Below are 12,809 nucleotides of genomic sequence, written 5' to 3'. Positions count from 1 at the left end.
GTGCAAACGCCTGGCACGCTGCGCGCCGGCGAGCCGTTTGACGTGATTCCCGGGCGGCGCGGCGTCAGCATTCCCACGCTGTTTTCAGTCAGGCTGGCCAAGCATTTGTGCTGACAGCGGCCACTCAGCCCGGGTGTCGCCGCGTCAGACTTGATCTGTATCAAATCCTGCTCAGATGGGCAGCAAGCCCAATTCGGCGCAAACCCGCATGAATGCTCGTCATCAAGGATTTTGTATCCTGCAGAGCGATGTGCGTGCTGGTTGATTTGTTGACATTATCAAATTAAGTGTAAAAATTGGTGCATTGAATAACATAATTAATTAATTTGATTTTTCGGAAAAGAGGATCTTTGTGGTCTCTTTTCGGAAATATCTGGCGTGTCACGGGCTCAGGCCCAAGCGCTCAGGACATTCCAGTGATGCAGCGGTGGCGCAACAGGGCGTAAGTGGGGAGCGATTTTGCTCAGGTTTTTATGAACAGGATTTCCAAATGAACATGAACATGAAAATGAACAAACTGGCACTGGCATCGGCCATCGTGCTGGGCGGCGCTGGCTTTGGTGTCAACGCTTACGCGCAAGCAACTGGCACGGGCACTGCCAATGCGACGGTGGTCAGGCCGATTACCATCACCGCCAGTAGCCCGAACTTGCGCTTCGGATCGTTTTCCACCAGCGCAGCCGGCCAGACGGTGGCGATTAGCACAGCTGGTGCGCGAACTCTGGTCGGTGCGATCGGCGTGGGGACAGCCCAGAACGCCTTTGGCGCAGCCAGCTTTACCGTCGGAGGCGAGGGGGCACTGACCTATGGCATTACGCTGCCGAGCACTACCAACATCACTACCGGCACTGGTCTCGCCGCCGAAACCATGGCGACGAGTCTCTTTACCAGCAACCCTACTGGCACAGCAGGATTGCTGAGCGGCACGGCGGGCACGGCGGGCACACAGACCTTGCTGGTGGGTGCAACCATCACCACGGTAGCAGCTCAGGTGACCGGGATCTACACCGGAACCTTCGCCGTCACGGTTGCGTACAACTAAGCGGCCTGCGATCCCGGTGAGCCGGGCCGCCAACCGCACGCCTTGGCGGCGCCTGAAAGCGGTGCGGCCGGGGCGGGTAAGCCATTTCGGTTCTTGGGGGGTGGTCCTCGCGCCAACTCCGTCGCATGACAGCGAGGCTGTCGGGAAAAGCTTGCAATGCAAAAGTTCAGCCTCCTGTTCGCACTGGCATGCGCCGCCACCGCCGCCTCCGTGAGCTGGGCGGCCCTGATTGCGATCAGCAATTCCACCCAGGCACTGGCCTTTGGCAGCTTTGTGGCTGGTTCTGGCGGAAGCGTCACCGTCGCCGTCAATCCGCTCGGGCGCAGTGCCAGCGGCGGTGTCTTTTTGGTGCCGTCCGGCATTTGGTCCGCTGCGTCGTTCAGCGTGACTGGCGACCCCAGCGCGACCTACGCCATCACCTTGCCCGCCAATGGCGTGGTGTCATTGACGAGTGGCTCCAACACCATGGCGGTCGATAGCTTCACGAGCAACCCGGCATTGACCGGCCAGCTCAGCGTCGGCGGGTCGCAAACATTGATGGTCGGCGCCACGCTCAGCGTGGGCAGCAACCAGGCAAGTGGCAGCTACAGCGGCAGTTTTAGCGTCACGGTCAACTACAACTGAAGCCGTTTTCAAACCACACAGGAACCTAAGCATGTTGCTTTCCATTTTTGGTGCCTGGCCTCCAGCCGCGAATGTTTCATGCTGGCCGATGCCGTGGCGCCGTTTCGGTCTGCAGGGCTGCAGCTTGCTGCTGGGCGCTTTGTTCATGCTGCTCGCCGCACCCCCAGCGTCGGCCGACCTGATGCTGTTCCCCACACGGATCGTGTTCGACAAAAACCAGCGTGCGGCACAACTGGAGCTGATCAACAACGGGCAGGAAGGCGCTACTTACCGCATTAGCGTCGTGAACCGGCGCATGAGCGAGACCGGGGAATTTTCTGCAGTCGACAGCCCCTTGCCAGGCGAGCAGTTTGCCGACGCATTGCTGCGCTATTCACCGCGCCAGGTGGTGCTGGCACCTGGTGCCGGCCAAACCATCAGGATTTTGTTGCGCAAACCGGCAGACCTGCCAGCGGGCGAGTACCGCTCCCACCTGCAGTTTGACCGGGTTCCCGAGGCCAGCGGTGCAAGCAGCATTGACGCCGCTGGCCCGAAGCTGGCTGCGGGCGAAGTGGGTGTGCAGCTGAAGGCGTTGATCGGCGCTTCCATTCCCGTCATCGTGCGCCACGGCGAGACGGCGGCCAGCGTGACACTGGCTGGCCTTGAACTGCTCAAGCCCGTGGCCGATCAACCGCCCATTCTTGCCGTGGTATTGGAGCGCAGCGGCAACCGCTCGGTCTATGGGGACCTGGGCGCCACGTTTACGCCGCAGGGCGGCGACGCGCAGGGCGTCGGCAAAGCCGGCGGCGTGGCGGTATACACCCCGAATCCCTCGCGCCGCGTCAAGCTGGCGCTGCAGCCGCCGCCGGGGCTGGTGCTGGCGCGTGGCACCCTGCGCGTGACTTTCCGGGAGCGCCCGGACGCGGGCGGCAAGCTGCTGGCCGAGGCTGCCATTGAACTGCCCTGAGCGGCGCAGGATTGCGCGCGCCGGCCATGACGCTGCAGCTTCTTCATGATTGCCCCTTTTCTTTCCCGCCGCCCGGCGCACGAAGTTCTCGCTGAGCGGGTCGATCGCTGCAGGGCGTGGGGAGGGCTGCTGCTGGTGCTCGCGCCGGGCTGGGCGCTGGCTGACATCCCGATCAGCGCTGCGTCGCTGGAAAGGGCTGAAGGCCGAACCCGCATCGTGATCGAGTCAAAGGCCGAAATTCGCTTCAGCCTGTTTATTTGGCAAAACCCTGAGCGGGTGGTGCTGGAACTCGAGGGCGTGGTGCTCAATCCCGTGCTGGCGGGTCTGGCTGACCAGGTCGCTGCCGATCATCCCACCATGAAGCCCCTGCGGATCAGGCCGTCCCCGTCAGGCGCCGAGGCGGTGCAACTGGAATTCGGTCTCAAGGCTGAGGCTGACACCGGAATTCGCGCGCTCAAGCCGGAGGCCGGCAAGGGCTACCGGCTGGTGCTGGACATTACGCCGCCTGCTGCAGCCGCGCCTTCCCCGTCAGCGGACACCTCGGTGGCCGCGCCGCGCTTGCCGCAGCCGCTGGCTGCCACGGCTTCACCGGCGGTCCCCGCTGGGGGGGCGCCACCGCTGCGGCGCGGTGATGACCCGAATCTGGTGCTGCTGGAGGTGCGGCTCGATGAGCATGTGCTGGCCGAGGCGATCCCGAGCTACCAGGTCGGCCGCGAGACATTTTTGCCGCTCGGCGAGCTGGCCAGGCTACTGACCCTGGCGATCAGGGCGCAGCCCGAGCAGGGCACGGCGGAAGGCTTTGTGCTGAGCGAAGCGCGCAGCTTCAGCCTGAACGTGGCGCAGGCCAGGCTCACGCTGGCCGACCAGACCCAGGTGTTTGACCCGGCGCTGGTCCGGCTGCAGAGCGATGATATTTATGTCGCGAGCACGCTGCTCTCGCGCTGGCTGCCGCTGGATTTTGAGGTGAACCTGTCCAGCCTGACACTGCGGGTTCGGCCCAGAGAGCGCCTGCCCTTACAGGAGCGCCTGGAACGCGAGCGCTTGGGTGCCGGGGCCGGCGCCCGCACGACGGGTTACGAAGACCCGGGCTACCCGCGCCAGGACATGCCCTACCGGCTGCTGGGCGTGCCTTTTATTGATCAGACGCTGGGGGTCGGACTCCGAACCGGCCATGGCAGCCGACAGACCAGTGCCCACTACACCGCTTACCTGACCGGCGACCTGCTCGGCATGGAGTCGGCGCTGTTTGTCAGCAGCACCAAGCAGAATCCGTCGCCCGATGTGCGCTTCACGCTGGCGCGCCACGATCCCGATGCGGGCCTGCTCGGCCCTTTGCGCGCCCGCTCGGTGATGTTTGGCAGTGCTGTCTCGGCGCCCAGCGTAGCCAACATCGCCAGCCGCAGCCCGACCGGCAAGGGTTTGGGGCTGATGCTGAGCAACCGCCCCATCACCCAGCCCACCAGCTTTGACCGCCATACGCTGCAGGGCGACCTGCCGCCCGGCTGGGACGTGGAGCTGTATTTCAACGAGGCCCTGGTGGGTTTTCAGACATCGCGCGCCGATGGCCGCTACAGCTTTGATGACCAGCTCCTGGTCTATGGCCCCAATGAATTCCGCCTGGTCTTTCACGGTCCGCTGGGCCAGCAGCGGGTGGAGCGGCAGAGCTTTTTGCTGGAGCAATCGAGCACGCCGCCCGGTGCGTTTTATTACAACCTCGCCCAGCACCAGGACAGCGCGGGCCAGTCGCGCTCGGTGGGCCAATTTGAATGGGGGCTGAACAAGTACCTGACCGGTACCGGCGGTTTGGTCCGCTTGCCGGGGATGGCGGGCAGCAACAGCGCCGACGGACAGCTTTACAGCAACCTGGGGTTGCGCGCCTTCTGGCAGTCGTTCATTGTCAGCAGCGATTTTGTCAGGTCGCCCAATGGCGGCTGGCTCAACGAGTCGGGACTCAAGACCCGGGTCGGGAGCGTCGCGTTGAGCTATAGCCACACGCAGCTCCATGATTTCAGCAGTGAGCTGTTTTTACCCAGCGCCGATCCTTTGCGAACGCGCGACAAAGTGCGGCTGGACGGCGCGGTTCCGGCCGGGTTTCTGCCGCGCCTGCCGCTGACCCTGGAGGTACAGCGCGAGCAGTTCCAGTCGGGCGGCACGAATCTGGCCTTGACAGGCCGTGTGGCCGCCTATGTGAACCGGACCTCGATGGCCAATCAGCTGACCTGGAAAACGTCGGGCGGTCACACATCGGCCAGCGGTGCCCTGCAACTGAGCCGCCGGGTCGGCGACATCGGTTTGAGCGGCCAGCTGGGCTACAGCCTTAAACCGCAAGCAAAACTGGAAACCGTCGCGTTCTCGGGCGACAAGCGCCTAGGCGAGGCTTACCTGCTCAATCTGGGCCTGGTTCGCTCACTCAACAGCGGCGAGACGCTGTACACGGCGGGGCTGAACAAAAGCCTGGGCCGCTACGGGCTGGGCCTGAGCGCGAGTTATTCAAGCCGCGGAGGGTTTGCCGTGGGCCTGCAACTCTTCATTGCGATGGGCCTGGAACCCCGGCAGGCGCAGTGGCGTTTTGGTGCGCTGCCCAAAGCAGACAGCGGCGCTGCATCGGTGCGCGTTTTTCTGGACGACAACGCCAACGGGGTCATGGACGCCGGCGAAGAGCCGATCGAGAACGTTGCGATGACCGTCAACGGAAGCAGGGCGCCGGTGCGGACGGATGCCGCAGGGATTGCCTGGCTGGACCGTTTGCCGATCAGGCAACAGGTGGACATTGCCGTTGACACGCAGACGCTGGAGGACCCTTACTGGGTGCCGCAGCGCAAGGGCGTGCGCATGGTTCCGCGGCCGGGCCGTGTTGCGGAACTTGATTTCCCCGTCGTCCTGACCAGCGAAATTGACGGGACGGTTTACATGGTCGAAAAAACGGCCAGGCGCGGCATGGGCGATGTGGTGATTGAACTGCTTGACATCGACCGCAGGGTGGTGTCAAGCATCAAAAGCAGTTCGGACGGTTACTACATTGTTCCGGCCGTGGCGCAGGGCCGCTACCATTTGCGGGTAGCGCCGGAGCAATTGAAACAGTTCGACCTGATCAATCCGGGCGAGCGTGAGATCGCCATCTTGCCTGACGGAAAATTCATCAACGGCGTGGATTTTTTGCTGAGCAGAAACCCGGCCGGGACCGTGTCCGGTCTGCCCCGCGAGGCGTCTCATGAAAAAAAATGATTCCCGGCAAAATTTCCTTCAGCAGACCGGTGCCTGCGTTCTCGTGATCGGCAGCCTCGCCCTGACCGGTGATGGCGACGCGGCGACGGCAGCGGGCACGGCGACTGCAACGGTGCTTGAGTCGGTGTCAGTCAGCATCAGTGCGCCGCCGACACCCGTGTCAGCAGGAGGCGGGACAATTTCGATCTTGTCCGGCACCATTTTTACCCTTGAAAGTTTCATGGGCAGCCTGTCCCCCAGTGGCCCCTTGCTGCGCTTCGGATCGAATCCGCCCCCTGGTTTCAGGGTGGCCGCCGTGCCGTCTACCGTGGATGGCGCCACCGTCAATGTGACGCGCAATGCCGACGGCTCCCTGCGCGTCAGCGGTGGTTCGGACTTGACGTTTGCCGTGTCGCGGCCGGATGCCGGTGCGGTCATTATTGAGTACAACTGAGAGCGCCTGGCGGCGTAAGGACTCCCATGACGAGCCCGATTTTTTGAGCCAAAGGAGTAACCATGTTCACATTCGATCACTCTATGTCACCCCCACCGGGCTCATGCGAAGGCCCGGAACTGCTGGCCGAACGCACGGCCGAGGTGTTGGCGGCGAACCGCTTCCTCGACTCGGTGATTGAGCATATCCCGACGCCGGTCTATGTCAAGGATGCCGCCCAGTTGTGTTATGTGCGCATCAACCGTGCGGGAGAAGCGCTGGTTGGACTATCCCGTGAGCAAATGATTGGCAAGAGTGCGTACGACCTCTTTGAAAAAGACGCCGCCGATGTCTTTGTTGCGCATGACCGCCAGGTACTGGCAGGCGGCACCGTCGAAGATACCCCCGAACACCAATTTTCCTTCTGCAACAAAGTGGAGGGGCGCCGGCTGCGCATCCGCAAAGTTGCTGTGTTTGGCGAAGGCGGTGAACCCACCCACATTTTGGGAATCGTCGAGGATGTCACCGAGGAAAAGAAATTGGAGAAGGAGATTCTCAGCCTCAATTCGGTTCTGAACGCACGCGCTGAAGACCTGGAAGCCAGCCACAAAAGCCTGGAAATATTCACGTGCGCAGCAACGCACGATCTTCGCTCGCCGCTGAGCGTCATCGGCGGTTATGCGGGCCTGCTTGAAAAAAACTACGCCAGCCGTCTGGACGAAAAAGGCCTGCGCTATTTGTCCGTCATTCGCGCCCGGATTAATGGCATGGCCAAACTGATTGACGATCTGCTGGCCTTCTCCAGGCTCGGCCGGCGTGAGGTCAACAAAGTCAGCGTGGATATGCATGGGCTGGCACGGCAAGTCATCGAAGAAATGCTGCAGCTCCATCCTGAAGGTAAAAAACCCACCATCGAACTGGGCTTGCTGCCGCCGGTGCAGGCGGACGCCGAGTTGCTGCGCCAGGTCTGGGTGAACCTGCTGTCCAACGCCGTGAAATACAGCAGCCATGTAGCCAGCCCCCTGATCGAAGTCAGTGGCCGCATGGAAGGCGCAGAAGCCGTGTATTCGGTGCGTGACAATGGCGCCGGCTTCAGCATGGAGCACTACGACAAGCTCTTCGAAATGTTTCAGCGGCTGCACACCGACGAGGAGTTTGAAGGAACCGGGGTGGGCCTGCCGATTGCCCACCGGGTGGTGACCCGACACGGTGGTCGCGTGTGGGCCGACGGCAAGGTGGGTCTCGGTGCGGTGTTTCATTTTGCGCTGCCGGTTTGACCTGAAGGTTCACCCCCAAAGAGAAGAATTCACCTTATGAATCAAGCTGGTAGCTTGAACTCGGGGCTTGGTTCCCTGACTACGGCTTGATCTTGAGCAACTGCTGCTCGGTCGCTACCCGCAACTCCTGGCGCTGGTGCGCGCTCACCGGGGCAGTCTGGTGAACTCAGTTCGAGCAGATTGCGCTCGTCAGTCAGGCTCATCTGCAACTGCCCTTGCTCGACCAGCGCACGGATCGATGGCCTTTTGCGAGACCATGCCCCGATCGCCCACCATCACCACACGCTGGATACCGAAATCCTCACGCAACTTCTGCACCGCAGGCCGGAAGGTCTTGCTGTCGGCCGTGTTGCCCTCATGCACCAAACCATCCTCTTGCAGATGACGTGTCGCCAGCTTTTTCTGAATCCGGTCCCGGCGCGCCAGCAGCCCGTCCGTGGCGGCATCAGCATTCCCACGCTGTTTGCCGCCAGGCTGGCCAAGCATTTGCGGTAACGGCTGGGGATTGGAGTCGCTGCCTTCACGCGGCGATCAACAAGCTATCAGTGCTGCTCAGACGCCTCAAACCCCGCCGCCCGCAACGCCTGCAGCACCTGCTCAATATGGCTTCGCCCGCGCGTCTGGATCACCAGCTCGATCTCCACATTCTGGGCCGACAGCATGGTGAAGGCGCGCTGGTGGTGCACCTCGTCGATGTTGGCGCCCGCGTCGGCCACGGTGGCGGTAATTTTGGCCAGCGAACCGGGCACATCGCGCGCACTGACCTTGATGCGGGCCAGCCGTCCGGCGCGCACCATGCCGCGCGCTATGATGGCCGCCAGCAGCAGTGGCTCAATATTGCCGCCGGACAGCACCAGACCGACTTTCTTGCCGGCAAAGCGCGCCGGATATTTGAGCAGCGCGGCCAGCCCGGCCGCGCCGGCGCCTTCGACCAGCGTTTTCTCGATCTCAAGCAGCATCACGATGGCCTGCTCAATGTCGCCCTCGTCGACCAGCAGCAAATCGTCGACCCGCTGGGCAATGATGGCTTGCGTGATCACGCCTGGCGTGCCAACCGCAATGCCGTCGGCAATCGTGCTGGTGCCTTGCGGGTAATGCGTGCCCTTGATGGCGTTGACCATGGCTGGAAAGCGCGAGGTCTGTACGCCAATGATTTCAATGCCGGGCTTGAGCGCCTTGGCTGCCGTGGCCACCCCGGCAATCAGCCCGCCGCCGCCCACGGCAATCACCAGCGTGTCCAGTTCCGGCACGGCCTGCAGCATCTCAAGTCCCACCGTGCCCTGGCCCGCCTCGATGGCTTCGTCATCATAAGGGTGGACAAACACCAGGCCTTCGCGCTCGGCCAGCTGCAAGGCATGGGCGTGCGATTCGTCGAGCGTGTCGCCGTGCAGCACCACTTCGGCGCCAAAGCCCCTGGTGCGCTCAATCTTGACGCCCGGGGTAAAGCGCGGCATCACGATGACGGCGCGAATGCCCAGCCGCTGCGCATGGTAGGCCACGCCTTGCGCGTGGTTGCCCGCGCTCATGGCAATCACGCCGCGCCGCCGTTCGGCCTCGGTGAGTTGCGACAGCTTGTTACAGGCGCCGCGCTCCTTGAAGGACGCTGTGTATTGCAGATTCTCAAACTTCAGGTAAATTTGCGCGCCAGTCAGCTGCGACAGCGTCTGGGACGCCACGCAGGGCGTGTTCAGCAAATGGCCGTGCAGGCGCTGGACGGCTTGTTCAATATCGGTCAGGTTAAGCATGAAATACCTTTGCATTGCGGTGGACAGCCTTGCATTGTCTGCGTCAAGGTGAGGGGGCGGTCGTCATGTCGCTTCTTCCATGAAGTTCCAGCTTGGGGTAAGGTGCAGGCTCGTTCAAACAATAAAAATCAGGGCGGGACGTCAGCGGTGTAGTTGAAAACTGGAGGTTTGTCCATGAACAAGCGTTCCCTCGTCGAGCAGCCGCAGCAGGGGCTGCTGTCTCCCGGGCTCAAAGAAGCGCCGGTGCTGGACCTGATGTGCTCGCACTTTGTGCTGACGCTGGCTGCCCGCCAGGGTGCCAAGTTCAATGTACGGCGCGACCTCAACAGCCTGCTGTCGCTGTCGGCCCGCCATCTGGTCTGGCCCTTGCCGGCCCTGCAGCGGCTGCGGGAATTTCTGGGGCGCCGCTGCAAGGACAATGAGTTTTGGCATGGTCACGAAGACCTGAGCGATGCCGAGTTCATGGCGCGCCACGGCGCCTGGCGTGGCCCGTATGAAGAAGGTACGCTGTTTTTCTACCTGGACGAGCATGCCAAGGACCAGCCCAAGGATTTGCTGTCGGTGCTGGCCGCCACCGGCGACTGGCTGGGCCAGGCGCTCAAAAAGCATTCCACGCTGGTCGAGAAAAATATCGATGCACTGGCCAAGCTGCTGCAGCTCAACCGCGCCGAGCGCGCGCTGCTGCTGTACGGCACGCTGGCGCGCTACCAGCGCGACCTGCGCTCGCTGCTGGTCGAGTTCAAGGTCAACAACGCGCCCGAGGCCTACGCCGCGATTGCCGAGGTGGCCGGCGTCAAGGCCAGCGAGGTGGCCGAGGCGCTCCGCGCCGGCTCGCGGCTCGAGCGCATCGGCATGGTCGAAAACCTGATCTCCGAGCACAACATCACCGACCTGGCCGACCTGATGAAAGTCAGCGAAAAGCTGCCGCCGGTGCTGATGCGCGCCTACCGCGACCAGGCCGAATTGATGGCCGTCTTTACCCGGCCGGCCGCGCGTAGCAGCCTGGGACTGGCGGATTTTTCGTTTGTGCAGGAAGACGCACAGGTGCTGGTGTCGCTGCTGCGCAATGCGGTCGCCGGCAAGGAGCCGGGGGTCAATGTGCTGCTTTACGGGCCGCCCGGCACCGGCAAAACCGAGTTGGCCAAAGTGGTGGTGCAGGCCGCCGGACTGGACCTGTTCGAAGTCGAATACGCCGACCGTGACGGCAACTCGCTGAGCGGGCGCGACCGTTACCGATCATTGCAAATCGCGCAGGTGTTCCTCAAGAGCAGCACCCGTTCGGCGCTGCTGTTTGACGAAGTCGAAGACGTGTTCCCGCCGATTTCGAGCGAGGCCGCGCAGCTGATGGCGCGCTCCGAGCAGTTGCCTGCGCCCGCCACCGGTTCGGTCAGCGGCAAGGCCTGGGTCAACCAGATCCTGGAGTCCAACACCGTGCCCACGCTGTGGGTGACCAACCGCATCGAGCAGATCGACCCGGCCTTTCGCCGCCGCTTTGCCTACCACCTGGAGCTGCGTTCACCGCCGCCCGGCGCCCGCGAAGGCATAGTCCGCAAAACGCTGGAGGGGGTGCAGGTCAGCGACGCCTTTGTCGCCAGGCTCACCGCCCGCAAGGGCCTGACGCCCGCACAAATCCGCACCGCCGTGCGCTTTGCCCGCCTGGCCAGCGCCCCCGACGACAAGGGGGACGCGCAGACCGATGGCGCCGGGCTGCAGGCGATTCTGGCGGGCGGCCGGCCCTCGTTGATGGAATCGCTGATCGAGCGCCAGCTCAAAAATGCCGACGTGGCGCTGGGCAATAAATCGCAGGCGCAAGGCCGCCAAAGCGTGACGAGCTACGACCTGGCCATGCTCAACGTCGAATCGCGGTTTGAAATTGAGCGCATCGTGGCCGCGCTTCAGTCCCGGGGCCACGGCACGCTGTGCTTCTACGGCCCGCCCGGCACCGGCAAAACTGCGCTGGCCGAACACATTGCCAGCGCGCTGGAGCAGCCGCTGCTTATCAAGCAGGCCAGCGATTTGATGAGCAAGTACGTCGGCGAGACCGAGCAGAACATGGCGGCCATGTTCCGCGAAGCCGAAGCCGAGAAAGCCGTGCTGCTGCTCGACGAAGCTGACAGCTTTCTGCAGGACAGGCGCGGTGCCCAACGCACCTACGAAGTGACCGAGGTCAACGAAATGCTGCAGGGCATGGAACGCTACGCCGGCATTTTCATCTGCACCACCAACCTGCTTGAAAGCCTGGACCAGGCCGCGCTGCGGCGCTTTACCTTCAAGATCAGGTTCATGCCGCTCACGCGTGCGCAGCGTGAAGCCCTGTTTGTGACCGAAGCGCTGGCCGGTGACGCGGCGCTGCTGACGGCGTCCTTGCAAAAAAGGCTGGGCCAGCTCACGCAACTGTGCCCCGGCGATTTTGCGGCGGTGAAGCGGCAGGCGACCATTCTGGCGACCGCGTTGTCGGCGGACGAATTTTTGGCGCAACTGGAGGCCGAGCACCGCATCAAGCCCGAGGTGCGCGAGGCGCGCGGCATGGGCTTTTTACCGTGATCTCCACGGTATTTTGGAGATGGGCGGGCCTTCGTGGGGCTGCGCTCGGGCCCATCTTTTGATCCATATCAAGCTACAGGTAGTGTCCTGAGGATACCGTACACGCTATATGTAGTGTTTTGTTCCTCCGGGAACGTATGGAGAAGCCAATGAATTGCACAGTTGCCACGTTGCCGCGCGAGGTCATCAAACGCAGCGGCCAGCGCGCCGCTTTTAATGCGGAAAAAATCCGTTCGGCACTCGAGCGCGCGGGCGCGGCCACGGGTGAATTTGGCGCCGACGAGGCCGCGCTGCTCGCCGCCCAGGTCGGCAAGGTGCTGATCCATCGCTTGCGTGGCCAGGCGCCTGGCATCGAACACATCCAGGACGTGGTTGAGCACGCGCTGATTGCCGCCAACCACCTGCGCACGGCGCGCGCCTACATCGTTTACCGCGAACGCCACAGCACGCTGCGCACCGACCACCAGACCCTGGTCAACGTGGAATCGTCGGTCAACGAATACCTCTCGCGCGCCGACTGGCGCGTCAACGCCAACGCCAACCAGGGTTATTCGCTGGGCGGGCTGATCCTCAACGTGTCGGGCAAGGTCACCGCCAACTACTGGCTGTCGCACGTCTATACGCCCGAGATCGGCGAGGCGCACCGCAGCGGTGACCTGCACATCCACGACCTGGACATGCTCAGCGGCTACTGCGCCGGCTGGTCGCTGCGCACGCTGCTGCACGAGGGCCTGAACGGCGTGCCGGGCAAGGTCGAGGCCGGGCCGCCCAAGCACATGTCGTCGGCCGTCGGCCAGATCGTCAATTTTCTCGGCACGCTGCAAAACGAATGGGCCGGCGCGCAGGCGTTCTCGTCGTTCGACACCTACATGGCGCCCTTTGTGCGCAAGGACGCGATGAGTTACACCGCCGTGCGCCAGTGCATCCAGGAGCTGGTCTACAACCTCAACGTGCCCTCGCGCTGGGGCACGCAAACACCGTTCACCAACCTCAC

10 protein-coding genes are annotated in these 12,809 nt (G+C 63.0%); 8 read left to right on the top strand and 2 right to left on the bottom strand.

The features are described 5' to 3' along the window. Positions 1 to 490: 490 nt before the first annotated feature. From Q8K05_RS18580 to Q8K05_RS18555, 6 genes are all read left to right on the top strand, one after another. Complete coding sequence (locus Q8K05_RS18580) at positions 491 to 1,042, top strand: DUF4402 domain-containing protein (protein ID WP_305248197.1); 552 nt, start codon at positions 491 to 493, stop codon at positions 1,040 to 1,042. Positions 1,043 to 1,198: 156 nt separating this feature from the next. Then, positions 1,199 to 1,666 (top strand): DUF4402 domain-containing protein, encoded by a 468-nt coding sequence (locus Q8K05_RS18575; RefSeq protein WP_305248195.1) that lies wholly within the window; start codon positions 1,199 to 1,201, stop codon positions 1,664 to 1,666. Between the two features lie 31 nt (positions 1,667 to 1,697). Beyond that, positions 1,698 to 2,612, top strand: a complete 915-nt coding sequence (locus tag Q8K05_RS18570) for a molecular chaperone (RefSeq protein WP_305248193.1) — start codon at positions 1,698 to 1,700, stop codon at positions 2,610 to 2,612. Between the two features lie 45 nt (positions 2,613 to 2,657). Continuing rightward, positions 2,658 to 5,837, top strand: a complete 3,180-nt coding sequence (locus Q8K05_RS18565; protein ID WP_305248191.1) for a hypothetical protein — start codon at positions 2,658 to 2,660, stop codon at positions 5,835 to 5,837. Continuing rightward, positions 5,824 to 6,270: a hypothetical protein gene (locus tag Q8K05_RS18560; protein WP_305248190.1), complete on the top strand. Its 447-nt coding sequence runs from the start codon at positions 5,824 to 5,826 to the stop codon at positions 6,268 to 6,270. Before Q8K05_RS18565 ends, Q8K05_RS18560 begins: the two co-directional genes overlap by 14 nt. Before the next feature lie 62 nt (positions 6,271 to 6,332). After that, positions 6,333 to 7,526 (top strand): ATP-binding protein, encoded by a 1,194-nt coding sequence (locus tag Q8K05_RS18555; protein ID WP_305248188.1) that lies wholly within the window; start codon positions 6,333 to 6,335, stop codon positions 7,524 to 7,526. 189 nt (positions 7,527 to 7,715) lie between these two features. Here the strand turns inward: Q8K05_RS18555 and Q8K05_RS18550 are convergent, their stop codons facing one another. Continuing rightward, complete coding sequence (locus Q8K05_RS18550; protein WP_305248186.1) at positions 7,716 to 8,012, bottom strand: hypothetical protein; 297 nt, start codon at positions 8,010 to 8,012, stop codon at positions 7,716 to 7,718. Positions 8,013 to 8,068: 56 nt separating this feature from the next. Next, positions 8,069 to 9,271, bottom strand: a complete 1,203-nt coding sequence (locus Q8K05_RS18545) for a threonine ammonia-lyase (protein ID WP_305248185.1) — start codon at positions 9,269 to 9,271, stop codon at positions 8,069 to 8,071. 174 nt (positions 9,272 to 9,445) lie between these two features. Between Q8K05_RS18545 and Q8K05_RS18540 the strand changes: the two genes are divergently transcribed. Together Q8K05_RS18540 and nrdD are read left to right on the top strand one after the other, a co-directional pair. Beyond that, positions 9,446 to 11,815 carry an ATP-binding protein gene (locus Q8K05_RS18540; protein WP_305248183.1) on the top strand — a complete coding sequence of 790 codons (2,370 nt, stop codon included), beginning with the start codon at positions 9,446 to 9,448 and terminating at the stop codon, positions 11,813 to 11,815. 149 nt (positions 11,816 to 11,964) lie between these two features. Further along, positions 11,965 to 12,809: anaerobic ribonucleoside-triphosphate reductase (nrdD, locus tag Q8K05_RS18535; RefSeq protein WP_305248181.1), on the top strand; the 845-nt coding region annotated here is incomplete at its 3' end.

The organism is Polaromonas sp. (assembly GCF_030682935.1).
Taxonomy (GTDB): Bacteria; Pseudomonadota; Gammaproteobacteria; order Burkholderiales; family Burkholderiaceae_C; genus Polaromonas.
Note: the sequence above shows the minus strand (reverse complement) of the source record. Positions and strands in the feature narration are given on the sequence as shown.